Raw genomic sequence first — 26,058 nt, 5'->3', positions numbered from 1 at the left:
GGCGGCAGCAGGACCATGGCGATCAGCCCGGCGCCCTCGCCCTTCCTGAGCTGCACCCGGATGCCGTGACGCAGCGCCAGGCGGCCGACCACGAACAGACCCATGCGCCGCGAGACCGACACGTCCACGACGGGCGGCTCCGCCAGGCGGCGGTTGGCCTCGGCCAGCTCGTCCTCGGTCATGCTGATGCCGGTGTCGCTCACCGACAGCAGCGCGCCGCCGCCCTCGATGAGACTGCTGGTGACCATGACCTGGGAGTTGCTCGGGGAGAACTGGATGGCGTTCTCGACCAGCTCGGCAACCAGGTGGACCAGGTCGTTCGCGGCGCTGCCGAGCACGGAGGTGCCCCGGTGCACCTTGACCTGGACGCGCTCGTAGCCCTCGACCTCCGAGAGGGCGGCGCGTACGACGTCGACCAGCTTGGCGGGCTGACTGCGCCGGCGGGTGGCCTCGTGACCGGCGAGGACCAGGAGGTTCTCGGAGTTGCGGCGCATGCGGGTGGCCAGGTGGTCGAGCTTGAACAGGTCGGACAGCCGGCCGCCGTCCTGCTCGCCCTTCTCCAGGCCGTCGATGAGCGAGATCTGCCGTTCGACCAGCGTCTGGGTGCGGCGCGAGAGGTTGACGAACATCGAGCTGATGTTGCTGCGCAGCTCGGCCTCCTCGCCCGCCAGGCGCACGGCCTGCCGGTGCACCTGGTCGAAGGCCCTGGCCACCTCACCGATCTCGTCGTTGCCCTCGACCTCGATCGGCCGCACGTCGCCCACGGACGCGTCACCGCTGGCCCGCAGCCGGTGCACCACGTCGGGCAGCCGGAAGCCGGCCACCTCCAGCGCCTCCGTACGCAGCCTGCGCAGCGGGCCGACCATGGAGCGGGCGATGGCCACGGTGAGCAGCAGGACGAGCAGCAGCAGCGCCAGGATCAGGGCGCCCGCGATGATCGCGTTGCGGATCTCGGACTCGCGCAGCTCCTTGCTGCGCAGGCCCACCTCGCCGGCCAGCTGCTTCTCGATCCCGCTCAGCACCTTGACGCTGGCCGTGTTGTCCTCGAACCACTGGTCGCGGCTGCCGTCGGCGGAGATCAGGTTGTCGGTGATCCGCGCGCCCGGCGATCGGCCGCTGGCCAGCGTGATCGCGCGGGACTTGGTGAGCTGGACGTTGACGTACCGGGTGTTGGAGGTCAGCGCCCTGGACAGCTTGAGCCCGACGTCGGCGCCCGCCTCCGCCCCGACGTCGGAGATGTCGCGCAGCTGGCGGGCGTTGGAGGCGATGAACTGCTCGACCTCCTTGGCGTCCACGCGCTCGGGGTCGTAGGAGGCCTGGAGCAGCTGGATGCGCTGCCTGGAGATCTCCTCCTTGGCCGCCGCGAGCGCGTTCAGGGCGCGGAACTGGCCGATGATCTCCGAGTCGTCGGACAGCAGGCTCAGCTCGTCGTGCAGCTTGAGCAGGGTGTCGGTGAGGAAGTCATACCGGATGGTGTCGGCCTGGCCCTCGGTCCTGATCTTCGGCAGCCGGCTCAGGTCGTACTTGGCCTGCTGGGCGGCCTTGACGACGCGGGGGCCGTACGAGTCGTCCATCGTGTCGAGGTCGGCGTTCACGGTCTTGACCAGCGTGTCCACCGCCGCCTTGCGCTGATCGAGCAGCGGGGTGAGCTTCTTGCGCACCGCGCGGCTGGCACCGATCCAGCCGCTCGTGTCACGCTCCAGGCCGAGCGCCTGTACGAGGTCGCGGATGTGGCCCGCCTGGTCGGCTCCGGTCGCTGTGCGGTCGTAGTCGGCGATGCTCTGGACCGACCCCACCACGCGCGCTCCCCCGAGCACGACGCCGGCGATCGTGGGCACCAGGATGAGCGCGGTGAGCCGCCACCTCACCCGCCAGTTCCGCAAGCCGAGGCGTGGCAGTGACCGCTTCCCGCGGTCCCGCTTCGCGGCGAAGCCGCTGTCGGAGTTCCCCGTAGTCACTGCTTCCCGTACCCCTCAATTCGTCCCGCCCACGACGGGCCTTCAAGCCGTCCACAAGGTATCCGCAGCTTCTGACTTAACCGGCATTTCGGACACAATTGTTACAAATGCGACCGGTAGTCGTGTGCTGTTGGTTATCGCAGTGCGGCAAGGACCTGATCGTGGACTTGTGCCCTCTGCGCGGCGTCGCTGAGGGGGCGACCTGCACGATCCACGACATAGAAGACGTCCACCGCCTCCGCGCCGAGAGTCTCTACGCGAGCGGCCCTCACGTCAAGACCACACTCACCGAACGCCCGTCCTATACGCCACAGAAGTCCCGGCTTGTCATGGGCCCTGACTTCCACCACAGTGGCGGTCGCGGAGGCGTCGTCGACCAGTGTTACGCGAGGTGGAGCCACGGGTACGCGGGGCGGCCTCATGGAGCGGGCGCGGCGGGCCAATCTCTGTTCGATGTCAAGGCGGCCAGCAAGGACGAGACGGAGATCGGACTCCAGTGTCGCAGGGTCGGGCGGGGAGCCGTACTCGGGGATGACCGAGAACTCGATCACCGCCGTGGAGCCCGCGGAGGCGGACGAGGCCGAGCGCACGATGAGCCGGTGCGCGGAGAGCACGCCGGCGGCGCTCCACAGCAGCCCCACGCGGTCGGGTGCGACGACCGTGACCGCTCCCCCGTTGACGCGCACGGCGCCGCCGCCGTGCCTGGCGAGCGCGGCCTGCTCGGCCGACAGGGTCGGCGGCTTGGGCGGCGGCGAGCCGGCCAGCACGGACCTGACGCGGCGCACGAGGTCGGCGACGAGCCCCGCCTTCCAGCTGTTCCAGGCGGCGGGACCGGTCGCGTGCCCGTCCGCGACCGCCAGCGCGGCCAGGAGGTCGAGGACCTCCCGCTTGCCGACGGTGGCGGCGACCTTCTCGATCGTGACGGGGTCGTCGAGGTCCCTGCGGGTCGCGGTCTCGGGCAGCAGCAGGTGGTGGCGTACGACGGTGGCAAGGGTCTCGACGTCCTGCGGGGGCAGGCCGATGCGCGTGGCGATGTCGCGGACCACGACCTCGCCCGTGGCGGAATGATCCCCCGGCCAGCCCTTGCCGACGTCGTGCAGGAGCGCCGCGATCAGCAGGAGGTCGGGGCGTGAGACCTCGCGGGTGTGGCTGGCGGCGTTCGCGGCGGCCTCGATCAGGTGCCTGTCGACCGTGAAGCGGTGGATCGGGTTGCGCTGGGGACGATGGCGTACGCGTTCCCAGTCAGGAAGCAGTTTGACAAGAATGCCCGCCTGGTCCAGCTCCTCCCACACGGGCACGGCGGCGCGGCCCGCACCGAGGATCGACACCAGGCAGTCGCGCGCCTCCTCCGGCCATGGCACCGGCATGGGAGGCGACTGAGCTGCGAGCACGGACATCGTGGCGGGGGCGAGCGGCAGCCCGGAGTCGGCGGCCGCGGCGGCGGCACGCAGCACCAGCACAGCGTCCTTGCGCGGATTGACCCCCCTGGCGAGCACCACCTCTCCGCCGTGCTCGACCACGCCGTCCGCCAGCGGGCGGCGGCCTCGGGGAGCGGGGCCTGACACCAGCCTGTCAACGGTGCGCCAGGTGCCGTCGAAGGCGTGGGAAATGGTACGACCCGCCTCGGCGAGCCTGCGCATGAGCGCCTCGGCGTCGAGCAGGCCGAGCAGCCCGGCCACGGCATCCTGCTCCTGCAGCGCCAGCCGGTCGGTGCCGCGGGCGGTGACGATGTGCAGCGCGTGCCGCACGTCCAGGATGAACTCGTACGCCTCACGCGCCCTGGGGCCCGGGGCCGAGGCGACCCAGGCGGCGGCCACCGCCTGCATGGCTTGGACGTCGCGGAGCCCGCCGCGGCCGTCCTTGAGATCGGGTTCGAGCAGGAAGGCCAGCTCGCCGCTGGCCTGGGCCCGCTTGTCGGCCGCGTCGCGAAGCTCGCCGAGCCTGCGCCGGGAGTCGGCCCGCCACTCGGCCAGCACCGCCTCCCTGGCCTTCCTGGTCAGCTCCGGGTCGCCCGCCACGTGCCTGGCCTGGATGAGGCCGAGCACGGCCTTCAGGTCCTGCCTGGCGACGCTCACCGCCTCATCGACCGTCCGCACGGAGTGGTCGAGGTTGACCGCGGAATCCCAGATCGGATACCAGATCCGGTCGGCGATCCTCGCCACGTCGGCCCGGCCGTTGTGCAGCAGGACCAGGTCGAGGTCGCTGCCCGGGGCCAGCTCGCCCCTTCCCAGGCTGCCGACGGCGACTAGTGAGACGTTGTCGCCGTCGCTCGCCGTTCTGAAGAGATCCTTGAGCCAGCGGTCGGTGTCCGCGGCCCGCTCCTTGCGGGCCGCGGCGTACGAACGGGCCTCTCCCCTCACTACTGTGCCCCCTTGCCGAGCTCCGCCCGGACGCCGTCGTCCGGGCGTCGCCGCGGATCCATCGTGGATACCCTGTCGTGCTCCGCCCTGACGCCGTCGTCCCGGCTTCGCCCTGTCCAGGTCACAGGGCTTCAGGACCCCGCTCTCCCGTGCGTACACGGATGACGGTGTCCACCGGGACGGACCAGACCTTGCCGTCGCCGATCTTGCCGGTGTGCGCTGCCTTGACGATGACGTCGATCACGTCCTCGGCGTCATCCTCTTCGGCGAGGACCTCCAGGCGGACCTTCGGCACCAGGTCGACCTGGTACTCGGCGCCGCGGTAGACCTCGGTGTGGCCGCGCTGACGGCCGTAGCCGCTCGCTTCGCTGACCGTCATTCCCTTGATGCCGAACTGTTCGAGTGCCGCCTTCACGTCATCCAGCTTGAAGGGCTTGATGATCGCCGTGATGAGCCTCATGCGTCCACCTTCTTAACTGCCGGGGCGGGCCCGTTGGAGGAGGTCACGCCGGAGGCGTAGACCGTGCCGAGGTCGTAGCCGGTCTCGGCGTGCGTGGTGACGTCGATGCCGGTCTGCTCTTCCTCGGCGGAGATCCGGAAGCCCATCGTCTTGTCGATGATCTTCCCGAGAACCCAGGTGATGACGAAGGAGTAGCCGCCGACCGCGACCGGGCCGAGCGTCTGCAGGCCCAGCTGGCCGACGCCGCCACCGTAGAACAGGCCCTTGCTCTGCTGGTCCAGGAAGGGGTACGCGGCCAGGAAGCCGAGCGAGACGGCGCCGATGACGCCACCCACCAGGTGCACGCCGACCACGTCGAGCGAGTCGTCGAAGCCGAGCTTGTACTTCAGACCGACGGCGTAGGCGCAGATGACGCCGGCGAGCAGGCCGATGAGGATCGCGGCCCACGGGTCCACGAAACCACAGGCAGGGGTGATGGCGACCAGGCCGGCGACCGCGCCGGAGGCGACGCCGAGGCTGGTGGCGTGCCCGTCGCGCATCTTCTCCACGACGAGCCAGGCACCCGCGGCGACCGCGGTGGCGATCTGGGTGTTCATGAACGCCAGGCCGGCCGTGCCGTCGACGGCCAGCTCGGAGCCGGCGTTGAAGCCGAACCAGCCGAACCACAGCAGACCCGCGCCGAGCAGGACGAAGGGAAGGTTGTGGGGCCGCATCGGCTCCTTGCGCCAGCCGGAGCGCTTGCCGAGCACGAGACACAGTGCCAGGCCCGCGGCACCGGCGTTGATGTGGACGACCGTGCCGCCCGCGAAGTCCTCGATGCCCATCGTGTTGAGCCAGCCGGTGCCCCACACCCAGTGCGCGACGGGGAAGTAGACGATCGTCGCCCACAGGATGCTGAAGAGGAGCCACGCGCCGAACTTCGCCCTGTCCGCGATCGCGCCGCTGATCAGAGCGACGGTGATGATGGCGAACGTCAGCTGGAAGGCGGAGAAGACCAGGCTCGGCATGCCGGTGCCGTCGTCCTTGGTGGCGGTGTCCACCAGGCTCTGCAGGCCGAGGGCGTCGAAGCCGCCGACCACGTTGTTGATCGCCGAGCTGGCGTTGTCGGTGAACGCCAGCGAGTGTCCGAAGAGCACCCAGGCGATGGTCACCGTGATGATGGCGCCGAACGACATCATCATCATGTTCAGGACGCTCTTGGCCCTGGTCATGCCCCCGTAGAAGAACGCGAGGCCCGGAGTCATCAGCAACACCAACGCGGTGGCCGCGAGCATCCAGGCTGTGGTGCCGCTATCGATCTTCACGACGCGACCCTCCTTACATGTGACGTGTGGCCACAGCGTGTTCGCCCGGGGTTTCGTGGCTCGACCAGGCGTGTTTCACATTCGTGAATCTCGCCGGGGTGGTGTTTCGGAGAAGTTTCGGGTTTCTCACTGATGCGATTTCGGCCTAGCTATATCGGTCATGCGATACTTAGGGTTGGCTAACCTAAACCGATCAAGGAATACTCATGCGCCTTCGCCTGGCCGTCGCCGCCATGCTCCCCGTCCTCGCCCTCGCCGCCTGCGGGACGTCGACCTCATCCCAGGACGCGGGCCCGACTCGGACCGTCAAGCACGCCATGGGAGAGACGAAGGTGCCGATGACCCCCAAGCGGGTCGTGGTGCTCGACACGGACAAACTCGACACCATGGTCTCGCTCGGCATGGCGCCCATCGGCGCGGCGCAGGCTCAGGAGAACCAGAAGTGGCCCGCGTACCTCGGTTCGGCCCTGTCTGCCACCAAGGCGGTCGGCACCCTGCAGGCCCCGAACATCGAGGCCATCATGGCTCTCAAGCCGGACCTCATCCTGGGCACCAAGTTCCGCCAGGCCGCCTTCTACGACAAGCTCAGCAAGATCGCGCCGACCGTGTTCACCGAGAAGGTGGGCATCACCTGGAAGGAGAACTTCCTGCTCGACGCCGAGGCGCTGGGCAAGAAGGACCAGGCCCAGCAGCTGCTGTCGGGGTACGAGAAGCGGGCCCAGGAGGTGGGGGCCAAGTTCTCGAAACTGCAGGTGAGCATCGTGCGGTTCATGCCCACCGAGATCCGCATGTACGGACCCGAGTCGTTCAGCGGCATCGTGGTGGGCGACGCCGGCATCCCCCGGCCCGAGGCGCAGCAGCTGGCCGACCAGCAGGACAAGCGCTTCGGCAAGCTGAGCCAGGAGAACATCGCCAAGGCCGACGCCGACGCGATCTTCTACACGGCCTACGGGGACGCCGCCGCCAAGTCACAGGCAGCGGTGACCGGCGGGCCTCTGTGGAAGAACCTGAAGGCGGTCAAGTCGGGCAACGCGCACAACGTGGACGACGAGGTCTGGATGACCGGCATTGGCGTCACGGCCGCAGGCAAGATCCTCGACGACCTGGACAAGTACCTGACGCCCCTGGCCTGAGCCGTCACGGGTGGCGGGGCGCCTCGAGCCGTACCCGGTCGCCCTTCTTGATCCGGCCGGGCCGCAGCACTCCCGCGTACACCCCCGCGCACGGCCGCGGTCCCATGTCGAACACCTGCACCCGGTTGTGCCTGGCCACTGTGCGCAGCGCCTCGGCGTCGCGCTCCAGCGGCCCGTGCGCCAGGGTCGGCACGGCGCAGCGCGGGCTCGCCACGATGACCTCCAGCACCACCTCGTCACCCACGTGCAGCTCCCGGCCCACCCAGTCGTTCTCGGGGAAGCCCTCCTCCTCCGTCCCGATGACCAGATTGGGCCGGTAGCGGAGGGCTTCGACGTGCCCGCGCGGGCTGAGTGCCCCGATCCGCCCGACGGCGGAGGTGGTGATCAGGTGGATCGGCGCGAAGTCGAAGAACGTGCCTTCGGGGGCCGCGCCGCCGAGCCGGCCGACGGTGTGGGGGACCTCCGCGTCGATCCCCTCGGCCAGCACCCGCTCCGGCACTGAGCGCTCGAACTCGGCGCCCTCCGGCGGCACGTCGATCAGCTGCACCTCCCGCCCCAGCAGCTCCGACAGCTCCTCGTCCCCCGGGACTCGGGCACCTTCGATCATCAGCAGGCCGCGCCAGAGCCGCGGGTTCTTGGCACTGGCGATCTTCCCGGTCGCGACGTCCAGCACCGCCCGCGCCCGGTCCCCGGCGAGCCCGCGCTCGGTGACCTCGCTCTCGGAGATCTCCTCCCCCAGCATCGACTTGACGGGGTAGCGGCGCAGTGTCTCCAGGTGCATGCGGCCGATCTTACGGCTGGGGCGGGCGCTCAGGGCTGGGCCCAGAACCGGCGCAGATGCGGCACCAGCTCGTCCGCCCGCTCGTCGGGGAAGAACAGCCTCCCGCCCTCGATCTCGACGATCTCCTTGACGCCGGGGATCGTGTCGCGCAGCCAGCGGGTCCAGCTCACGTCGAAGAACACGTCCCCCGTGCCCCAGACCACCAGCGTCGGCACGGTCAGCACAGTGAGCTGCGGCTCGATGGCGACCAGATCCTTGGCGTCGATGGAGGTCAGCATCCGCTCGAAGGCGCGGCCGCCGTCGGGCTTGGCGAAGATCGGCCTCAGGAACGCGTCCACCAGCTCCGCCGGGTCGTCGATCCGCTCATAGCCCTCGCCGAAGGCCGTCTGAGCCAGCAGCTCCGGCTGGTCCAGCACGACCGCGGTCAGCGGGGCCAGCTCGCCCCTGGCGGCCAGCTCGACTGTAGGGATGAACGCCTCAGGCGGAGCGTTGGTGTGCACGTCGCAGTTGGTGAGGGTGAGCGTACGCAGGCGCTCTCGGTGGCGTACGGCGAAGACCTGGGCCACGGCGCCGCCGGTGTCGTTGGCGACGAGATCCACCTCGGTGAGCCCGAGACCGTCGCACAGCTCCTCGACGGCCTCGGCCAGCGCGGGGATCGACAGGTCGTCGCGCGGGGCGCTCCCGCCGTGCAGCGGCAGGTCGATGGCCACGCAGCGGCGCTCGTCACGGAACGCCTCGATGACGTGGCGCCACAGGTACGAGCTGGTGCCCACGCCGTGCACGAACAGGCTGACCGGCCCCTCGCCCACGTCGACGTAGCTGATGCCGTCCATTGACACTCCTTGGATTTCACAGACCGACTGTCGGTCTATGAAGTTACCGACTGACAGTCGGTTTGTCTAGAGTGGTCACATGAACCTCAAGGCGGAGCGCGGAGCGGCCACCCGCGACAGGGTCCTGGCGATCGCCACGCGGCTGTTCGCCGAGCGGGGCTACGACGACACCTCGATCGAGGCGGTGCTGCAGGAGTCGGGGCTGAGCAGGGGGGCCCTTTACCACCATTACGCGGGCAAGGACGCCCTGTTCGAGGCGGTGCTGGAGGCCACGGAGTCGGCCATCGGCCGCAAGATCGTCGAGGCGGTCCACGGCATCGCCGACCCGGCGGCCGCCCTCCGGGCCGGCGTCCTGGCCTGGATCTCGCTCGCCGGCGATCCGGTCATCAAGCGCCTCGTCCTCATCGACGCGCCGTCGGTGATGGGGTGGGAGCGGTGGCGTGCCATGGAGGAGCGCTACTCGTTCGGGATGCTCAAGGCCGCGCTGGAGGCCACGGGGGCGGTGCCCGCGGAGTTCCTCGACCTGCACGCGCACATGCTGCTGGCGGCCGTCAATGAGAGCGCGCTGCTGGTGGCCAGGGGCGGCGACCACGACACGGCCGTGGCCGCCGTCGAGGAGTTCCTCCGCCGCGTCCTCGAAGGCTAGGAGCCGGCCTCCAGGCCGGCGATCACTGCGCGGTGATGCGCCGGCTTTCGAGCACGTCGGCGTAGAGCGTCATCTGGTGACGCATGACCTTCCGCGTCAGCTCACCGATGCGCTCCGCGTGGTCCGCGGTCATGCTCGACACGAGGTGCACCAGAGCGACGTACCCGTCCCTCTGCACGATCGCGATGTCGGGCCACAGTTCCTTGCTGGTGATCTGCGTACGGGAAACGGTGTCGACCAGCGCCTTGTCGATCTCCGCCCAGTCGGCGTGCCAGCCGATCGGCACGGCCAGCTCCCCCCTGGCCGCCATCGAGCCGTACCAGGCCCGTACGTCCTTCAGCATCGCCTCACGGGCCGCCTCGACGCGGCGCAGATCCTTCAGCGCCCGGTAGGCGGCCCTCGCGGCCAGCATGCTCTCGAACCGGGCGATCTCCCAGCCGTGCTCCGTGACCACCATCGACTGGCGCGTGCCCGGGTCGACGAGCTCCAGCACCGTGGGCTCCGCGACCGTCTGGCAGCGCGCGCCCGCGTCCGCCATCCGGAGCCACAGGTCCCAGTCCTCCAGGCCGGTCATGGACACCCGCCACCCGCCGACCTCTTCGGCCAGCCCGGCGACATGAGCTGCCTGCGTCGGCTCGAACACCGCGTGCGTCACCTGGATCTCGGGGTGCCAGCACAGGAGGAGCGGCGGCGTGACGTCCAGCACCGCACCCGACGCGTTCACCTTGGTCGCGGCCGTCGCCGCGAGCTGGGCGCCGGCGGCCAACGCCCCGGTCAGGAGCTCGAGATGGCGCGGCAGCCAGCGGTCGTCGTGGTCGATGTAGGCGATGATCTCGCCCTTGGACTCGGCCAGGCCGATGTTGCGCGGTTCCGAGGGATGGCCGTGATGGCGGGTGCGCAGCAGGCGGATCCGTTCGTCCCGCTCGGCCAGCGTACGCACCACCTCGTCGGTGTCGTCGTCGCTGCCGTCCGAGACGACGATCAGTTCCCAGTCACGCAGCGTCTGCGCCTGCACCGACGCGATGGTGCCGGCGATGGCGGCGCCGCGGTTGTAGGCAGGACAGATCACCGAGACACGAGGCACGAACGTTTCCTCTCCGCAGGGGCCGTCAGGCCTTCGCCGGCGCGGGCTCCTGAACGCGGCCGGGGTAGGGCAGGATGACGAGCGCGATGATGTCGATCATGATGTGCACGAAGACCGGCGTGAGCAGGCTGCCCGTGCGCAGGTAGGTCCAGGTGAGTAGGGCACCGCTCACCACCGCCATCAGCGCGCCCAACGTTCCCTGGTAGATGTGCCCGAGGGCGAACACCGCCACGGCGATCACGGCCGCGATCGGGAGAGCCAGCCCCAGCTCACGCCCGAGCCCGATGAACAGGCCCCGGAAGACCACCTCTTCGCAAACCCCCGCGGAGACGGCGAGCAGGGTGGCCAGCCGGCGCTCGCGGGCGGTGCGGGCCATCAGCCCGGAGGCGCCGGCGTGCCAGGGCAGCGTGACGCCCTGTTTCGCCAGCCAGCGCAGGAGCAGCACGACCGGCACCATCCCCAGAGGCAGCGCCAGCATCGCGCCGTACGCGATCGCGGGGTCGGCCGGTCCCTTGATGCCGATGTCGGCCGCGCCGATCGTCGGCGACAGGGCCACGACGAGGATCGCCACCGCTGCCCACACCCACATCTCCGCCGACAGGGCGGTGTAGTAGCGCGGGCGGGAAACCTCGCCCCGCACGAGGCGTGGATAGGCGCGCCGGCCGAGGAAGGGAGCGATGACGGCGAGATAGAGGACGAGAGCGACGGCGAGCACCCAGGCCAGCGGTGCGGACTCGAATGGCACGGTTTTCCTCTCAGAGTTCCGCTGAGTGCGACGACCGGCGCGGGACGATGCAGGAGCCGCGCGCCAGCCGTACGGAGTACGTGGTAAATGGCATGACCGCTCCTCTCGGGCGGAGTGGCTCTACCGTCAGTTTGTGCGGGCGCGACGGCGCCGAGTAGACCCCGAAGTCATCGGCGCCTCATGACATCTGTCATCCAAACCTCGCGGACCTGCGCGAACACCGGCGAGGAAGCGGCGAGGAACTCAGCACCACGTATAAGTGCGATGTAAGCAAACAACTCAGTAAACAGCCGGAACATCGCACGATGGACTGATTGATGACCAAATACTCGGTGCTGGTCCCGTTTGTTACTCGAAGGCCTGAGCAGATTCTCCCTTACGCCGCGTTGGTGTCCCTGAGCCGGGCCCACGCGCTGTGGCAGGGGCAATCCACGCTCATCGAGCCGCACCAGGGTTTCGCCTATGCGGCCGGCGCCGGGTTCCGTTGCCCGGTGGGCTTCGGCGTCACCCTCATGCCGCTGCGGCACCCGTACGAGGCCGCGCTGCAGGCGCGGTCGGTGGCCATGACCACAGGTCACCCGGTCGTGGCAGGATTCGGCCCCGGCCCCGCGATCTTCCAGGAGAACATGCTCGGCCGGCCGTACCCGAGCCAGCTCACCGCGATCAGGGAGTACGTCACCGTGGTGCGCGGGCTGCTCGGCGGCGGCGCGGTCGACTTCCGGGGCGAGTACTTCGGGTACAGGGGCATGCTTCCGCCCGCCGTGTCACCCAAGGTCGAGATCGGGCTCGGGGTGCTCAGGCGCGGCATGGCCAGGCTCGCCGGCGAGGTCGCCGACGTCGCGGTGACGTGGCTGACTCCCGCCGCGTGGCTGGCTGACACGATCGTGCCCGCGCTGCGCGAGGGCGCGGAGGCGGCGGGGCGGGACATGCCGAGGGTGGCCGCGATGGTGCCCGTCGCGCTGCGCCGTCCCGACCGCACGCCGGCGGAGCAGGCCCTGGCCAGCAACGCCATGCACCTGCGGGGGCCGCACTACATCGACATGCTGCGGAAGGCGGGCCTGGCGGTGACGGGCCAGAACACGGCCGCCGACGCGGCGGCGCTCGTCGAAGGCGGCGCCTTCGTGAGCGGCGATCTCGAGCAGGTCCTGACGGGGCTGAAGGAGTTCGAGCAGGCGGGCGCCGACGAGATCATCCTCAACCTGACCGGGGTCTACAACCTGCAGGGCCCCGACGAGACGACGAACGAGCTCAAGTCCCTGCTGGGGGCACTGACCGGCCAGAAACTGCGCTGAAGGGGGAGCGTTGACTTCGACAAAGCGGAACCTGATGCACTGGGGCACCGGCCAGGCCCTGACTCCTGGCGAACCCCACCATGTCTCCACCCTCGTCCTGGAGGACCCCGGCTATCTGCACGCGCTCCGCAGGTCCGGCCTGGTGGGCGCGACCAGCGTGGTCTTCCTGCCCGGCGGTCCCAGCGACGACGCGGGCCCGGTGGTCGTGGGGTACACGGGTTCGTTGCGCGAGGCCGGGAGCGAGATCTCGATCTCCGACTCGTTCTTCCTGCAGACGCAGGACTACTCGACCAGCGAGTTCATGTCGGTGATCGGCCCGACCTCCATCAGGATCTTCAACGAGACCGACTTCGAGCTGTTCCTCGACGACGCCGACCGGGCGAAGGACGAGGGCCAGTTCCGCGAGTTCCTCATCCATCCCGCGGTGCGGCTGGCCGAGTTGCCGGCTCTGGGCGCGGGCATCGACCGTGACGGCCCGCGGCATCGCCTCTACGTCACCGCCGACGGCGACATCCACACCTCACCCACCGGGACCGCGATCGGCCACGCCGGCGATGACCTGCCGACCCTCCAGAAGGAATGGGCCCGGCTCAACGCGGAGAGCGACCAGCCGTGCGCCGTCTGCCTGGCGAAGGCGGTCCCCGAGGAGCGGCGGGCGGCTGAGCTCGCGTCCCGGCCCTGGCTCGGCCGCTACCACGGCGCGATCGCGGCCCAGCAGGATCTGCTGACCCGGGGCGAGAGCGACATGCGCGTCTCTGGTTTCGGCGGCCGGCTGGTGCGTGGTCTCGAGGAGGTCGGCGACCCGGCCGACATGGTGACGGCGGGCCTGCCGCTGCTGCTGTGGACGGAGGCGTCCGCCTACGTGCACACCCAGTGGCCGTCAAGGACCTTCAAGGTGGAGCACCGGGCGGGCCAGCTCGTGGAGGCGCTGCTGGTGCACGGATCGATGGAGGCGGCCGCCCAGCACGACGACCCCAAGGGCTTGGAGAGCGTCTCGTCGTTCTTCGCCAAGTCGGGCGTGCGCCTGACCGCCGAGGAGGCGTCGTGACGTCGCTCGACGCCCCCACGCTCGCCCGCGGTGCGGCCGATCTCCTGGCCGAGCTCGGAAACCGCGCGGAGGTCCATGACCTGTACAGCGCGGCGGGCGCGGCGGTCTATCACGACATGGCCGGCGCCGACACCCAGGAGGTGCGCGAGCTGGTGGCGCTGGTGCGCGGTCTGCCCGGCCCGGTGCTGGACCTCGCCGCCGGCTCGGGCAGGCTGACCCTGCCGCTGCTCGCGCTCGGCCGCGAGGTGACCGCGCTGGACCTGTCGGAGAGCCTGCTGGCGCTGCTGAGGGAGCGGCTGGCACAGTCACGCGGGAGGCTCGCCGAGCGCTGCACGCCGGTCCACGCCGACATGCGCGACTTCGCGCTCGACCAGCGGTTCGGCGCGATCGTCCTGGGCACCTCGTCGATCTCGCTGCTCGACGCGGCCGGCCGCGCCGCGCTCTACCGCGGGGTACGCGCCCACCTGCTGCCGCAGGGCCGCTTCCTGCTGACCACCGTCGAGCTGCACGCCCCGCCCGGGCAGGAGGAGGCCGAGTTCGCCTTCACCGGTCCCAGCGGCCGCTCCTACCGCTTCTTCGAACGCTGGGCGCCGCTCGACGGGCGCCGCGTGGTCGCCATCTTCCCCGCGGAGACGGAGACGGAGCAGCTCACCGTCTGCACGACCACGATCGGCGTGCTGCCCGCCGACCTCCTGGAGTCGGAGCTCACCGAGCACGGCTTCGCGGTGCGCTCGCGAATCTCGCTCGGAGACCAGACCGGCAGGCACCGCGACGTGCTGATGGAAGCCGAGGTGGCCGCATGACGCCCGCCGGCCCGCCGCTCTGGCCCGCCCTGCTGCCGCCGGACTCCCACGGCTCCGATGAGCTGTGCACGGTCTCCGCCAAGGGCGTCAGGGTCCGCTTCGCCGACGGCCGGGAGCTCTTGTGCGGCACCAGCGGCCTGTGGAACACCAACCTGGGCTACGGCAACGAGGCCATCGCGGAGGCGTCGGCGCAGGCAATGCGCGAGGCGTCGTACCTGAACGTCTTCCGCTACGAGAACGTCTACGCCCGCGAGGCGGCGGCGGCCCTCGTCGAGGTGTGCGGCCCCGAGCACTACGGGCGAGTGATCTTCTCCACCTCGGGCGGGGCGGCCAACGACGCGACGACGAAGGTCGTCCGGCAGTATCACGCGCTGGCCGGCGCGGCCCAGCGCAAGATCGTCGTCGGGCTGCTCGGCAGCTACCACGGCCTCACCTTCGGCGGCTTCGCCCTCACCGGCGAGGACCTCGGGCAGCGGCTCTACGGAGTCGACCAGCGCCTGACCCGGCACGTGCCGCCGAACGAGCCGGCGGAGCTGGAACGGCTGATGTCCCGGCTGGGCGGCCAGGTCGCGGCGGTCGTCGTGGAGCCGGTGCTGGGCAGCGGCGCGATCCCGTTGGACGACGAGTACGTGGCAACACTGCTCCGCCTGCGGCGCGAGCACGGTTTCCTCCTCGTGGCCGACGAGGTCGCCACCGGCTTCTGCCGGACGGGGAGCTTCTTCGCCACGCAGGAGTGGCCGGAGCCGCCCGACCTGCTGATCACCTCCAAAGGGCTGACGAACGGCACGGCCGCCGCCGCGGCCGTGGTGGTCTCCCACGGGGTCGCCTCGGCCTTCACCGACGCGGGCGCGGTCCTGGCACACGGCGAGACGCAGGCGGGCACGCCCGTCACCTGCGCCGCGATCCTGGCCACGATCAACGAGATGCGACGGCTGGACGCGGAGGGCATGAGCAGGCGGTTGTCCGCGCTCCTCGACGTAGAGCTGGCCGCGCTGGAGTCCGATCACCCGCTGGTGGCGGGGACCGTGGGCCGAGGATGTTTCCGCTCCATCCGCCTGCGCGGGCCCGACGGCGCCCCGCTGCCCCAGGCCGAGGTGCCCGACGTGGTCGCGGCGATCCGCAGGGCGGGCGCGATCGTGCACTACGGGGTCAACGGCGTCCAGCTCTTCCCCGCACTCACCTACACCGAGGCGGACCTGCGCGAGCTGATGGAGTGCGTGCGCAAGGGACTGTCGGCGTACGCCGCCCAGGCGGTGGACACATGACGCACATCGTGTACGGCACCGCGGGCCTGGCCCCCTGGCTGGCCAAGAGTGTGGACAGCGGAGAGACGACCCTGCTCGTGGACGCCGCCGTCGCCCAGAACCCGATCACGGAGCACGTCCGCCGTCAGATCGCGAAGGCACGGCGCAACGAGACGCTCATCGTGCTGGACGGGCCCGGCGACGCGGACAGCGTGCGCGAGCTGGCTGGTCGCCTGACCGGCACGGGACTGGTCCTGGCCGTAGGCGGCGGCTCACTGCTCGACCAGGCCAAGCTGGCCTCGCTGCTCTGCGGTGACCAGGACGCCCAGCGCCGCCTCATGGTCCGTCAGCGCAGCGGCCTGCTGCTTTTGCCGCCGCTCACCAAGCGGGCCGTACCGCTGTTCGCGGTGCCGACGACGCTCGGCACCGGGGCGGAGGTCAGCACGGTCGCGTGCCTGGCCTACCCGGAGGGCAAACGGCTGATCACCGGCGCCTGCCTGCGTCCTGACCTGGCCGTGCTCGATCCGGTGGCCACCGCGACGCTTCCCGCGGAGCTGGTCGCCGAAGGTGTGCTCGAGACGCTCTTCCGGCTCACCAGCGGCTACGCCGGCGACCACGAGGACAGGCCGACGGAGGACGCGCTGGTGGAGACGCTGGCCGCGCGCATGGCTCAGGAAGGCTACGCGGTGGCCCGCGCCCACGCGGCGGGCGGGCAGGCGGAAGACGCGCTGCTGCTGGAGATCGCCAAGCTCAGCGGCCTCGCCCACAACGAGTTCATGCACTTCGGCAGGCCCTCCTTCGTCAACAAGGGCTGGTTGATCGCCAACGAGCTGTCCACCGGGCTCGGCGCGAGAAAGATGTCCGCGGTCGCCGTGGTCATGCCGGAGCTATGGCGGCGCATCGCCCGGGGCGACGTGCGCCTGGGCTCGGCCCGGCGGCTGGCCAGGCTCTGGACTCGGATGCGCGCGGCGGCACCCGCCGGCCTCCCCTCCGATCCCGGGGAGGGCATCGCCGCCCTCATCGACGCGTGGGGCGTGGACAGATCGCTTCGCGCGGACACGGCCACGCTCGACCTGGTCGCCGGCCACATCGTCCGTTCCTGGGGCACGGGGCTGCCCATGCTCGGCGCTCTCACCAGGGACGACATCGACGACTTCCTGACGTGCGCGGTCTCTTCCACCGCGCCTCACGACTTCCCTCGCCACACGGGCGCGGGTGATCACCACATGAGAAAGGAGGTGTGCTAAATGAGCACAGCGACAGCCGAGGCACTCGACCTGTTCCCTCTCGAGCTTGGGATGCAGGAGCTGGAGCCGATGGATGCCCCCAGCTTCTGGTCCGGGTTCAAGATCGGCGTCACCATCTCGGGCGTTGCCCTCAGCTTCGGAGGCGCCGTTTTCGGCGGCACGGTAGCCCTCGCCACCGCGTCGATCATCTCGACGTGAGCGCCTACATCCTCGTGAACCGCGACTCGGTCAGAAAGGAGGAAGGCCATGGAATCGATGACAGACCTACCCCTTGAGCTGGGCATGCAAGAGCTCGAGTCAATGGAGGCCCCCTTCTGGGGAACCTTCTTCGGCGTCGCCACCGGTGTCTCAGTGGTGACCATTGTCGGATCGGCGATCAGTTACGGCGTCAGCGCCGTCGTCACCGTCATCAGCACCTGACGGCGCCACGCTCGAGCTTTGATGCAGGAGCTCGAGAAGAGGTGACCAGTTGAGGTGCGGTGGCGGCGGTCACGCCGCCACCGCACCTCACTCCCAATCGTGAAGGTGAGGCATGATGAACTCGACTGTGGTGTGGTGCATCGCCGCGAGCGTGGTCTGCGCCCTGGCGCTCCTGGTGATCCTCAACGTCGGCATGCCGGAACCGTTGCGGATCACTCTGATGATCATCGATCTGGTCGCGCTCCTGGCTTTCCTCGGCCTCCTGGTCGCCGCAGCCGTCGGCCAGCGCAATGGCTGAGCAGGGTACGAGCACCGTGCTGCGGAAAGAGCCGGATCTCGCCGTCCCCGCCAGGCCCAGACTCGCCGAGGGTGTTCAGGTGCACCCGCCGTCGGCGGAGGGCGCACTGTGGATCATCGAGCGGCCCGGCTCCTACATGAGGGTGGGAGCAGACCTGGCCAAGCTCGCGGGCGCACTCGACGGCGCCCGCGACCACGCACAGCTCCTGTCCTACCTGGGCGCGCAGTGGACCGGCGAGTCGCTGGCCTACGCGCTCGGTCAGCTCAAGCGGGCCGAGCTCCTCGACGACGGACTGCGCAAGGCACGGCGCGTCCGGTGGGTGAAATACGTGCCGCCGCTGACCGTGCAGGTCACTCTCCTGCGCCCCGATCGCCTGCTCACCGCCTGCGCGCCGCTCTTCGCCGCGCTGGCCAAGCGCGGCGGGGGGGTGGTCGCGGCGGTGCTGGCGCTCGCCGGTCTGGCCGGGCTGGCGCTCATGAGCGGGACACTCATCGACACGCTGAGCGGCCCGCTGCCGATGCCGGTGTACGCGGGCGTGGCGGTCGCGACCTACGCCGTCATCGTGCTGCACGAGTTCGCCCACGCCGCGGTGCTCACCTATTACGGCGGGCGGCCGAACCGTATGGGGTTCATGCTCCTTTACCTGCTGCCCGCGTTCTTCTGCGACGTCTCGGACGGCTGGCGGCTGGCCGAGCGGCGGCAGCGCGTCAGGGTGGCGCTGGCAGGCGCCGCCACCCAATTCGTGGCCGCGGGGTCGGCGTCGCTGGCCGCGCTGTTCACACCGGGTTCCGACCTGAGGACCGGCCTGCTGGTCTTCTCCGCGCTCAACTACGGCAGCGGGCTGCTCAACCTGCTGCCCTTCATCAAGCTCGACGGCTACCTGGCGCTGATGAGCCATCTGGACATCCCCGACCTGCGTAAGCGAGCGATGATCGACGCCCGGCGGTACACAGCCGAGCTGCTGTTCGGCGGGCGGTACGAGCGGGAGCTGCCGCAGGTGCGGTGGGCGGTGCCGTACGGGCTGGCCTGCCAGCTCTTTCCGATCTACCTCGTCGGCGGGCTGGCGCTCTCGCTCTGGGGCGACCTGCTGCGGGGCTTCGGCGTCGCCGGGACGGTCGTGCTGCTCGTCGTCGTCGGCCTGCTCATCGGCCGCCTCTGCCACGGCTTTCTGGTGCGCATGCGTGAGGCGAGGCAGGCGGGGGCGCCGGCGTGGCGGGCCGCTCTCGTCACGCTGGCCGTCGTCGGCGGAGTCGCCGCGCTGCTCGCGCTGGTGCAGGTTCCCTATTCGGTGGCCGGCGGCTACCGGTACCACGCGGGCAGAGCCGATCTGGTGCTCACCACCGACCCGGGTCCCGACGTGCTCAGGACCGGCGCGACCGTCCAGCTGCTGCGTAACGGGGTGGTGTTCAAGGAGCGCGTGGGCACGGCCAGGATCGCCGGGACCCAAACACATGAGATCTCCGTGCCGGTGTCGGTCCTGCTGCCGGTCCGCACCGACCGCGAGCTGCCCGGCACCGTCTCCGGCTACCCGCTGGAGGTGACGACGGTGCCGCCGGACAGCCAGGGCGTGGCCCGGATCGAGGCGGGTCACCGACCGCTCGGCGTCTGGCTCTACCGCACCTATGTCTCCGCCGCCTGGTGACGAACGGGAGTAACAGTCATGGAATTCATGCGATACATGGAGCACTCCCCTCCGGGCGTGCCTTTCTACGACGTCGTCGACCGGAGCGCCGACCACGGGTTCGCGCTCACCCGGCAGCCCGAACCGCCGGGCTGGCACCGCACCGAGAATTCGGAATGGGCCATTTACCGCTCGCCCGCCGAGAACTTCCTGAAACAGGGCTGGAAAATACACGCGTCAGCCACGCCGGAAAACGCGGAGAAGATCCTCGAGACGGTGTGGGACTATTGCGTGCCGCGAGAGTTCAGTTTCAAGTTCCTGAAGTCCCCGAGAGTGCTCGCCGCCAGAAACGGCAAATATGGCGAACGCGGCAGCGCGGGCAAGTTCATCACCATCTATCCCGCCGACGATCAACAGCTCGAACAGATTCTGCGCGAACTCGGCCGGCTGCTGGAGGGTGAACGCGGGCCGTACATCCTGAGTGACCTGCGCTGGCGCTCTGGACCGCTCTACGTGCGGTACGGCGCGTTCATCGAGCGCACCGTCAAGGGCGAGAACGGCGAGACCGTGTACTGCGTCGAGGACCCGGACGGGCGGCTCGTGCCCGACGTCAGGGGACCGTCGTTCCGCCCGCCGGAATGGGCGGCCCTGCCGGCCTGCCTGGAGCAGGCGGTGGCGGACAGGAGCAAGGGGACGCTGCGCGACTTCCCCTTCCGCGCGACCAAGGCCTTCCACTTCTCCAACGGCGGCGGCGTCTACTACGCCACCGACACCACGACGGGTGAGGCCGTCGTGATGAAGGAGGCCAGGCCGCTGGCGGGGCTCGACCAGCAGGGCCGCGACGCGGTCGCCCGCCTGGAGCAGGAGCACTGGGCGATGCGGAAGCTGGAAGGGCTCCCGTGGGTCCCCAAGGTCATCGACTACCGCATCGGGCACGAGCACTACTTCCTGGTCCGCGAATACGTGGACGGCCAGCCGCTCGCCAAGGAGATCGACCGCCGCAACCCGCTGATGCGCGAGCAGCGCGGCGCCGGGGACTTCGCCGCCTACGCCGCGTGGGCGATGAAGATCATCGCAACGGTCGAGGAGGCCATCGAGGCCATGCATGAGCGTGGCGTGGTCTTCGGTGATCTGCATCCGGCGAACATCCTCCTCCGAGCCGACGACACGATCGCCTTCATCGACCTGGAAGCCGCGACGGAGGCGAGTGAGAACGCCACGCAGCCGATGGCCGCGCCCGGTTTCGTCGCCCCGCCCACGTACCGGGGCCCGGCCATCGACCGCTACTGCCTGGCCTGCCTGAAGATCGCGTTCTTCCTCCCGATGACCCCGTTGCTGCCCTGGGGGCCCGACAAGGGCGACCTCCTGCTCAAGGCCATCACCGATCATTTCCCGCTGCCCGGCGACTTCGCCGAGCAGGTCCGCGCCGACCTGGGCCCGGACGGCCACTGGGCGCCCCTGGTGGGCCTGACCGCCGCACCGCCGCCGCCGAGCTGGCCGGAGGCCGGCCCCGGCGCCTGGCCGGAACTCCGCGAGGGCATCGCAGGGGGCATCCTGGCCACGGCCACCCCCGAACGCGGCGACCGTCTCTACCCCGGCGACATCGGCCAGTTCCTCGGACCCCACGGCGGGGTGAACTTCGCCCACGGGGCGGCGGGCGTCCTGTGGGCGCTGCGGCAGGCCGGAGTGGACGTCCCGGAGGAGCACCCGCGGTGGTTCGCTGACCGTGCGCGCTCTCTCAAGGAGGCGCCGCCCGGCTTCTACGACGGCTGGTGCGGTATCGCCTACGCGCTGGACGAACTGGGACTGCCCGAGGACGCCCGCGTCTACCTCGACCGGGTTCGCGGGCTGGAGCCGGAGCAGATGCCCGTCGGCGGGCTGTTCTCCGGACTGCCAGGAGTGGGGCTGACGCTGCTGCACTTCGCCGCCGAGACCGGCGACGAAGAGCTTCGCCAGGAGGCAGCGACTCTGGCCGAGTGGCTGATCGATCACCCGCTTCCCCTGCGGGGCCCGGTCCTGCCCGGCCTGATGCACGGCGGAGCCGGCATCGCGCTGTTCCTGCTCCGCCTCTACGAGGCCAGTCCCGATCCCCTGCTGCTCCAGCACGCTGAGGCGGCGTTGCGCCGCGACCTGAAGGTGGCGGGCGTGGGCGGGCCGACGCCGCCGATGGACGCGCCGTGGCGTGCTCCGGTGCTCGGCGCCGGTGGCGCGGGCCTGGCCCTGGTGGCGGATCTGCTGGTCGGACACCACCCGGACCCCGAGCTGATCGAAGTACGCGACGAACTGCGCCGCAGGGTGGACAACCACGTCGTGACGGGCGCCGGGCTGTTCAACGGCCGGGCGGGGGTCGTGCTGACCATGGCGAACCTGACCGGAACCGTACGCGCACGCCACCTGAACGACCTGGCCTGGCACGCCGTGGCGCGTGACGGGCACATCGCGTTCGTCGGCGAGCAGGCGCTGCGGCTGTCGGCCGACCTGGCCACCGGCGCCGCCGGCGTGCTTTTCGCGCTCCGCTGCGCGCTCAACGACGACTGCGCGAGCCTTCCCTTCCTGCGCCCACGAAACCTGTGAGAGAGGACAAATAATGAAACCGATGTTAAATGCGGACGGCCTGACCAAGCGGTACGGCCCGGTGGTCGCGCTGAGCAACGCCACGTTCGCCGCTCGGTCGGGGGCCATCACCGGCTTCCTCGGCCCCAACGGCGCGGGCAAGTCGACCACGATGCGCCTGTTCCTCGGGCTCGACAGACCCACCAGCGGGTCGGCGCTCATCGACGGCAAGCGCATCGACGAGTGGCCCATCCCGGCCCGGAAGATCGGCGCGGTGGTCGACACGCAGTGCGCGCACCCCAGTCGCAGGGCCATCGACAGCGTGCGGTGGGCGGCCAAACTGGCCGGGGCGGGCCAGGGACAGGCCGAGAGCCTCCTCGCCCGGGTGGGGCTGACCGACGTGGCGGGGCAGCGGGTCGGCAGGTTCTCGCTCGGCATGCGCCAGCGCCTGGCCCTGGCCATCGCCCTCGTGGGCAATCCCGAGATCGTCGTGCTGGACGAGCCGATGAACGGGCTCGATCCCGACGGCATCGCCTGGCTTAAGGCACTCCTGCGGCAGTTCAGGGATCAGGGCAGGACGATCTTCCTCTCCAGCCACCTGCTGGCGGAAATGGAGGACCTGGTCGACGACCTGGTGGTGATCGCGCAGAGCAAGATTGTCGGCGCGGGCTCCGCCGAGTCGTTCATCCAGCGGTTCCAGAGCCACACGGTCAGCGTCGAGTGCGACAACCCGGAGGCGCTGAGCGCCGCCATCTCGAAGGCCGGCGGCCGGGTGCTCGGTGCCGTCGGCTCGCAACGGCTGCAGGTTGCCGGGATCACCGCCGTCATGGTCGGGCAGATCGCCAGGGACAGCCGCATCGCGATCTTCGAGCTGCGGGAAGAGCGCAACCTGCAGAAGGCCTTCGCCCAGGCGACCGCCGACAAGACCAGCATCAGAGGAGAGGTGGGCTGAGCCATGTCATTCGCCAATCTCTGGTCAGCGGAGATCATCAAGTTCCGCACGCTCAGGAGCTACCTGATCACGGTGATCGCGGCGATCGCCGTCGCCGGCATCGCCGCCGCCCTCGTCGGCACCGGAGTCGACGCGAAGGGCAACATCCCCGGGATGGGTACGTCGATCCAGGCGGTCGCCTTCCCCATGGAAGTGGTCATCTACGCGATGATGGTGCTCGGTGTGCTCATCGCCACAGGTGATCTGCGCAGCGGCACGTTCCGCATCACCTCGATCATGTCGCCCTGGCGCCGGCAGGTCCTGACGGCCAAGTTCACCGCCGCGGCGGTGATCGCGCTCGCGGTCGGCGTGGTGTCGACGGTCCTGGCCTACGTGGGCGGGCTGCTGACAGGCGGCAGCGGATACTCTCCGCTCAGCGGCGACGGTGGGCTGCTCGTGCTGACGACCATGATCGCGGTGCCACTGGCCACCATCCTCGGCACGGCTGTCGGGCTGCTGCTCAGGAACACCGCGGGCGCGGTCGCGCTGCTGCTGGTGTGGGCGCTCGGGATCGAGGCGGTCTTCGCCTACACCGTCCCGCCAGAGGTCGTGGCGTTCCTGCCGTTCAAGACGGTCGGGGCGGCCGTCGCCAACCTGCCGCTCGGCCCCCTGGCCGGGCTGGGGATGTTCACGCTGTACGTCGCGATCGCCACCGGTCTGGCGATCTTCGTGTACGAGCGACGCGATCTCGGTACGTGACGGCACCTCGGGAGGAGACGCTCATGCACGTATGGGATTACCTGGCCGAATACCACGCCGAGCGCGAGGACATCCTCGACGCGGTCGAGCAGGTCTTCTCGTCCGGCCGGCTCATCCTCGGCCCGAGCGTGCAGGGCTTCGAGTCCGAGTTCGCCGCGTACCACGGCGTGCGCCACTGCGCGGGGGTCGACAACGGCACCAACGCGATCAAACTCGCCCTGCAGGCGCTCGGCGTGGGCAAGGGTGACGAGGTCATCACGGTGTCCAACACCGCGGCGCCGACCGTCGTGGCCATCGACGCGGTCGGCGCCGTCCCGGTCTTCGTCGACGTGCACCCCGGCACCTACCTCATGGACGTGGATCAGGTGGCCGCCGCCATCACGCCCAGGACCCGCTGCCTGCTGCCCGTGCACCTGTACGGGCAGTGCGTGGACATGGCGCCGCTGCGGCGCCTGGCCGACCGGCACGGCCTGGTGATCCTGGAGGATTGCGCCCAGGCGCACGGGGCACGCCGGCACGGCGTGATCGCCGGATCCATGGGCGACGCCGCCGCCTTCTCCTTCTATCCGACCAAGGTCCTGGGCGCCTACGGCGACGGGGGCGCGGTCGTCACCGACGACGACGCGGTGGACCGTGCTCTGCGCCGGCTCCGCTACTACGGCATGGAGGAGCGCTACTACGTCGTCGAGACGCCCGGCCACAACTGCCGGCTGGACGAGCTCCAGGCGGAGATACTCCGCCGCAAGCTGCGCAGGCTCGGTGACTACATCGCCGGACGCAGGACCGTGGCCGCGCGCTACGCCGATGCCCTGGGCGACACCGAGCTGGTGCTGCCCGCCAGCGCCCCGGGCAATGACCACGTGTACTACGTCTACGTCGTACGGCACCCGCGCCGCGACCAGATCATCCAGGCACTCAAGGACGAGGGCATCAACCTCAACATCAGCTACCCATGGCCGGTGCACACGATGACGGGCTTCGCCCATCTGGGCTACCGGCCGGGCAGCCTGCCTGTGACCGAGCGCCTGGCCGGGGAGATCTTCTCGCTGCCGATGTATCCCTCGCTGTCGCAGGAGTCGCAGGAACGCGTGATCTCAGTGTTGCGGAAGGTGCTATGACCAGGTGTGCCGTACCGCCTCACACGCGGCGTGATCGGGCAGCAGGCCACGCTCCGCGGCCTGCGCGAGCGTGGGCGCGGCACGGTCGCGCTCGGACAGTATGGGCTCGAGGCCCCGTGGCAGCGGCAGGCCGAGCTCGGGGTCCAGCACCGACAGGGCCAGCTCGTTGCGCGGCTCGTACTCCTCCGACAGCAGGTAGGAGATGACCGTGTCGTCCTCCAGTGCCAGGAAGGCGTGCCCGACGCCGGGCGGCAGGTAGAGGGCGCAGTGGTCGCTCCCGCTGAGCTCCACCTGGTCGACCCGGCGAAAGGTGGGCGAACCGAGCCGCAGGTCAACCACCAGATCGAGCGCTCTGCCGCGGACACATCGCACATATTTGGCGGTTCCCGGCGGCGCCGGCGTGTAGTGGACGCCGCGCACCACGCCCCGTCTGGAGGTGCTCTGGCTGGCCTGCGCGACGGGGAAGAGCGGGTGCCCGAGCGCGGCCACGAAGTCGGCGCGCTGGTACGTGGTGACGAACTCACCGCGCTCGTCGGGGTAGGCCACCGGCTGGAAGGCGTGGGCGCCGCGCACCTCGAGCTCCCTGCTAAACAACGTGGACCTCCGGCACGTAGAGGATCCACTGCCCGCCCGCCTCGCGGAACTCGCGTTCCTTGGTCATGATCTCCGCGGCGTGGTTCCAGGCGAAGAGCAGCGCGTAGTCGGGATAGGGATCGCGGAAGGCCTCGGGTCCCCTGATCGGAATGTGCAAGCCAGGAGTGAGCCTGCCCTGTTTGGCCGGGGTGGTGTCGACGATGAACGGGATCAGCTCGGGTCCGATCCCGCAGTAGTTGAGCACGGTGGCGCTCTTGGCGGTGGCGCCGTACCCGGCGACGCTCGCGCCGCGCTCGCGCACCTCGGTGAGCAGTGCGACCAGGCGGTCACGGGCGTCCGCCGTACGGCCGGCGAAGGCACGTAACGCCTCCGCGTCCGCGATGCCCTGGGCGGTCTCATCGGCGAGCAGGTCGCGCACCGCGGCGCTCTGCTTTCTGGCCCCCTTTCTGGCCAGCGTGTATCTCACCTCTCCCCCGTGGACGGCCAGCCGCTCGACATCGATCAGCTCCAGCCCGTACGGCGCGGCCATCCGCTGCACCGAACCGGCGGAAAAGAGGAAGAAGTGCTCATCGTAGATCTGGTCGAAGGAGGTCAGGCGGATGATGTCACCCAGATAGGGGTCCTCGAACACGAAGACGCCATCGGGGCCGAGCAGCGTGGCCACACCGTGCAGGATCGAGCCGACATAGGGGATGTGGCACAGCGTGTTGGCCGCGTAGATCACATCGGCGGGTCCGTCGGCGGCGCGGATCCGCTCGGCGACGCCGGACTCGAAGAACTCCTTGCAGACCCGCACCCCCTGGGCCGCGGCGCGGTCGGCGACGCC

25 protein-coding genes are annotated in these 26,058 nt (G+C 70.0%); 15 read left to right on the top strand and 10 right to left on the bottom strand.

The window, feature by feature from the left end; all coding sequences use genetic code 11:
- The 4 genes from AB0J09_RS22955 to AB0J09_RS22940 form a co-directional block, all read right to left on the bottom strand.
- The coding region (locus AB0J09_RS22955; protein WP_360694422.1) for a nitrate- and nitrite sensing domain-containing protein at positions 1-1,868 on the bottom strand (1,868 nt) is incomplete at its 3' end.
- Between the two features lie 224 nt (positions 1,869-2,092).
- Positions 2,093-4,318, bottom strand: a complete 2,226-nt coding sequence (locus tag AB0J09_RS22950) for a [protein-PII] uridylyltransferase (protein ID WP_360694419.1) — start codon at positions 4,316-4,318, stop codon at positions 2,093-2,095.
- 121 nt (positions 4,319-4,439) lie between these two features.
- Positions 4,440-4,778, bottom strand: coding sequence for a P-II family nitrogen regulator (locus AB0J09_RS22945; protein ID WP_043616024.1), 339 nt, complete (start codon positions 4,776-4,778; stop codon positions 4,440-4,442).
- Entirely contained in the window at positions 4,775-6,082 is a 1,308-nt protein-coding gene (locus tag AB0J09_RS22940) for an ammonium transporter (protein ID WP_360694415.1), read from the bottom strand. The genes AB0J09_RS22945 and AB0J09_RS22940 overlap by 4 nt, the downstream gene beginning before the upstream one ends.
- Positions 6,083-6,288: 206 nt before the next feature.
- On the opposite strand from AB0J09_RS22940, the gene AB0J09_RS22935 reads away from it, so the two are divergent.
- Positions 6,289-7,215 carry an iron-siderophore ABC transporter substrate-binding protein gene (locus tag AB0J09_RS22935; RefSeq protein WP_360694412.1) on the top strand — a complete coding sequence of 309 codons (927 nt, stop codon included), beginning with the start codon at positions 6,289-6,291 and terminating at the stop codon, positions 7,213-7,215.
- Between the two features lie 4 nt (positions 7,216-7,219).
- Here AB0J09_RS22935 and AB0J09_RS22930 read toward each other — a convergent pair whose 3' ends face one another.
- Together AB0J09_RS22930 and AB0J09_RS22925 are read right to left on the bottom strand one after the other, a co-directional pair.
- On the bottom strand, positions 7,220-7,996 hold the full coding sequence (locus AB0J09_RS22930; protein WP_360694409.1) for an MOSC domain-containing protein: 777 nt from the start codon (positions 7,994-7,996) through the stop codon (positions 7,220-7,222).
- 29 nt (positions 7,997-8,025) lie between these two features.
- The gene (locus AB0J09_RS22925) at positions 8,026-8,829 is read right to left on the bottom strand and encodes an alpha/beta hydrolase (RefSeq protein ID WP_360694406.1); all 804 of its coding nucleotides are present in this window, start codon (positions 8,827-8,829) and stop codon (positions 8,026-8,028) included.
- A 79-nt stretch (positions 8,830-8,908) separates the two neighbouring features.
- Between AB0J09_RS22925 and AB0J09_RS22920 the strand changes: the two genes are divergently transcribed.
- Positions 8,909-9,475 (top strand): TetR/AcrR family transcriptional regulator, encoded by a 567-nt coding sequence (locus AB0J09_RS22920; RefSeq protein WP_360694403.1) that lies wholly within the window; start codon positions 8,909-8,911, stop codon positions 9,473-9,475.
- Positions 9,476-9,497: 22 nt separating this feature from the next.
- Here the strand turns inward: AB0J09_RS22920 and AB0J09_RS22915 are convergent, their stop codons facing one another.
- Together AB0J09_RS22915 and AB0J09_RS22910 are read right to left on the bottom strand one after the other, a co-directional pair.
- On the bottom strand, positions 9,498-10,559 hold the full coding sequence (locus AB0J09_RS22915; protein WP_360694400.1) for a glycosyltransferase family 2 protein: 1,062 nt from the start codon (positions 10,557-10,559) through the stop codon (positions 9,498-9,500).
- Positions 10,560-10,584: 25 nt separating this feature from the next.
- A complete protein-coding gene (locus AB0J09_RS22910; protein WP_360694397.1) occupies positions 10,585-11,304 on the bottom strand; it encodes a CPBP family intramembrane glutamic endopeptidase in 720 nt (239 codons plus the stop codon).
- Between the two features lie 317 nt (positions 11,305-11,621).
- Between AB0J09_RS22910 and AB0J09_RS22905 the strand changes: the two genes are divergently transcribed.
- The 13 genes from AB0J09_RS22905 (at position 11,622) to AB0J09_RS22845 (ending at position 24,638) form a co-directional block, all read left to right on the top strand.
- Positions 11,622-12,596 carry an LLM class flavin-dependent oxidoreductase gene (locus tag AB0J09_RS22905; RefSeq protein ID WP_360694394.1) on the top strand — a complete coding sequence of 325 codons (975 nt, stop codon included), beginning with the start codon at positions 11,622-11,624 and terminating at the stop codon, positions 12,594-12,596.
- A 10-nt stretch (positions 12,597-12,606) separates the two neighbouring features.
- Complete coding sequence (gene mpaB, locus AB0J09_RS22900; protein ID WP_360694391.1) at positions 12,607-13,644, top strand: daptide biosynthesis RiPP recognition protein; 1,038 nt, start codon at positions 12,607-12,609, stop codon at positions 13,642-13,644.
- On the top strand, positions 13,641-14,447 hold the full coding sequence (gene mpaM / locus AB0J09_RS22895; protein WP_360694389.1) for a daptide-type RiPP biosynthesis methyltransferase: 807 nt from the start codon (positions 13,641-13,643) through the stop codon (positions 14,445-14,447). Before mpaB ends, mpaM begins: the two co-directional genes overlap by 4 nt.
- A complete protein-coding gene (gene mpaD / locus AB0J09_RS22890) occupies positions 14,444-15,712 on the top strand; it encodes a daptide-type RiPP biosynthesis aminotransferase (protein WP_360694386.1) in 1,269 nt (422 codons plus the stop codon). Before mpaM ends, mpaD begins: the two co-directional genes overlap by 4 nt.
- On the top strand, positions 15,709-16,938 hold the full coding sequence (gene mpaC / locus AB0J09_RS22885) for a daptide-type RiPP biosynthesis dehydogenase (RefSeq protein WP_360694383.1): 1,230 nt from the start codon (positions 15,709-15,711) through the stop codon (positions 16,936-16,938). Before mpaD ends, mpaC begins: the two co-directional genes overlap by 4 nt.
- Positions 16,939-17,136 (top strand): daptide-type RiPP, encoded by a 198-nt coding sequence (locus tag AB0J09_RS22880; protein ID WP_360694380.1) that lies wholly within the window; start codon positions 16,939-16,941, stop codon positions 17,134-17,136. It begins immediately after the preceding gene.
- A gap of 48 nt (positions 17,137-17,184) precedes the next feature.
- Positions 17,185-17,358 (top strand): daptide-type RiPP, encoded by a 174-nt coding sequence (locus tag AB0J09_RS22875; protein ID WP_360694377.1) that lies wholly within the window; start codon positions 17,185-17,187, stop codon positions 17,356-17,358.
- A gap of 112 nt (positions 17,359-17,470) precedes the next feature.
- The gene (locus AB0J09_RS22870) at positions 17,471-17,656 is read left to right on the top strand and encodes a hypothetical protein (RefSeq protein WP_360694374.1); all 186 of its coding nucleotides are present in this window, start codon (positions 17,471-17,473) and stop codon (positions 17,654-17,656) included.
- Positions 17,649-19,298: a daptide biosynthesis intramembrane metalloprotease gene (mpaP, locus tag AB0J09_RS22865; protein WP_360694371.1), complete on the top strand. Its 1,650-nt coding sequence runs from the start codon at positions 17,649-17,651 to the stop codon at positions 19,296-19,298. The genes AB0J09_RS22870 and mpaP overlap by 8 nt, the downstream gene beginning before the upstream one ends.
- An 18-nt stretch (positions 19,299-19,316) precedes the next feature.
- Positions 19,317-21,851, top strand: a complete 2,535-nt coding sequence (gene lanKC, locus AB0J09_RS22860) for a class III lanthionine synthetase LanKC (RefSeq protein WP_360694368.1) — start codon at positions 19,317-19,319, stop codon at positions 21,849-21,851.
- 22 nt (positions 21,852-21,873) lie between these two features.
- Positions 21,874-22,782, top strand: a complete 909-nt coding sequence (locus AB0J09_RS22855) for an ATP-binding cassette domain-containing protein (RefSeq protein ID WP_360694365.1) — start codon at positions 21,874-21,876, stop codon at positions 22,780-22,782.
- A 3-nt stretch (positions 22,783-22,785) separates the two neighbouring features.
- Positions 22,786-23,520 (top strand): hypothetical protein, encoded by a 735-nt coding sequence (locus tag AB0J09_RS22850; RefSeq protein WP_360694362.1) that lies wholly within the window; start codon positions 22,786-22,788, stop codon positions 23,518-23,520.
- Positions 23,521-23,543: 23 nt separating this feature from the next.
- Positions 23,544-24,638: a DegT/DnrJ/EryC1/StrS family aminotransferase gene (locus AB0J09_RS22845; RefSeq protein WP_360694359.1), complete on the top strand. Its 1,095-nt coding sequence runs from the start codon at positions 23,544-23,546 to the stop codon at positions 24,636-24,638.
- Here the strand turns inward: AB0J09_RS22845 and rfbC are convergent.
- Together rfbC and AB0J09_RS22835 are read right to left on the bottom strand one after the other, a co-directional pair.
- Complete coding sequence (rfbC, locus tag AB0J09_RS22840) at positions 24,633-25,211, bottom strand: dTDP-4-dehydrorhamnose 3,5-epimerase (protein ID WP_360694356.1); 579 nt, start codon at positions 25,209-25,211, stop codon at positions 24,633-24,635. The two genes, AB0J09_RS22845 and rfbC, sit on opposite strands and share 6 nt — an antisense overlap.
- Positions 25,212-25,224: 13 nt before the next feature.
- The coding region (locus tag AB0J09_RS22835; protein WP_360694353.1) for a class I SAM-dependent methyltransferase at positions 25,225-26,058 on the bottom strand (834 nt) is incomplete at its 5' end.

Origin of the sequence: Nonomuraea sp. NPDC049784, assembly GCF_040659615.1 — a bacterium.
Taxonomy (GTDB): domain Bacteria; phylum Actinomycetota; class Actinomycetes; order Streptosporangiales; family Streptosporangiaceae; genus Nonomuraea.
Note: the sequence above shows the minus strand (reverse complement) of the source record. Positions and strands in the feature narration are given on the sequence as shown.

Coding starts and splice junctions, on each gene's coding strand:
- AB0J09_RS22935 (WP_360694412.1), top strand. CDS start 6,289: ATGCGCCTTCGCCTGGCCGTCGCCGCCATGCTCCCCGTCCTCGCCCTC.
- AB0J09_RS22920 (WP_360694403.1), top strand. CDS start 8,909: ATGAACCTCAAGGCGGAGCGCGGAGCGGCCACCCGCGACAGGGTCCTG.
- AB0J09_RS22870 (WP_360694374.1), top strand. CDS start 17,471: ATGATGAACTCGACTGTGGTGTGGTGCATCGCCGCGAGCGTGGTCTGC.
- AB0J09_RS22845 (WP_360694359.1), top strand. CDS start 23,544: ATGCACGTATGGGATTACCTGGCCGAATACCACGCCGAGCGCGAGGAC.
- AB0J09_RS22875 (WP_360694377.1), top strand. CDS start 17,185: ATGGAATCGATGACAGACCTACCCCTTGAGCTGGGCATGCAAGAGCTC.
- AB0J09_RS22850 (WP_360694362.1), top strand. CDS start 22,786: ATGTCATTCGCCAATCTCTGGTCAGCGGAGATCATCAAGTTCCGCACG.
- AB0J09_RS22930 (WP_360694409.1), bottom strand. CDS start 7,996: ATGCACCTGGAGACACTGCGCCGCTACCCCGTCAAGTCGATGCTGGGG.
- AB0J09_RS22905 (WP_360694394.1), top strand. CDS start 11,622: ATGACCAAATACTCGGTGCTGGTCCCGTTTGTTACTCGAAGGCCTGAG.
- AB0J09_RS22925 (WP_360694406.1), bottom strand. CDS start 8,829: ATGGACGGCATCAGCTACGTCGACGTGGGCGAGGGGCCGGTCAGCCTG.
- mpaC (WP_360694383.1), top strand. CDS start 15,709: ATGACGCACATCGTGTACGGCACCGCGGGCCTGGCCCCCTGGCTGGCC.
- AB0J09_RS22945 (WP_043616024.1), bottom strand. CDS start 4,778: ATGAGGCTCATCACGGCGATCATCAAGCCCTTCAAGCTGGATGACGTG.
- mpaD (WP_360694386.1), top strand. CDS start 14,444: ATGACGCCCGCCGGCCCGCCGCTCTGGCCCGCCCTGCTGCCGCCGGAC.
- mpaP (WP_360694371.1), top strand. CDS start 17,649: ATGGCTGAGCAGGGTACGAGCACCGTGCTGCGGAAAGAGCCGGATCTC.
- AB0J09_RS22880 (WP_360694380.1), top strand. CDS start 16,939: ATGAGCACAGCGACAGCCGAGGCACTCGACCTGTTCCCTCTCGAGCTT.
- lanKC (WP_360694368.1), top strand. CDS start 19,317: ATGGAATTCATGCGATACATGGAGCACTCCCCTCCGGGCGTGCCTTTC.
- AB0J09_RS22855 (WP_360694365.1), top strand. CDS start 21,874: ATGTTAAATGCGGACGGCCTGACCAAGCGGTACGGCCCGGTGGTCGCG.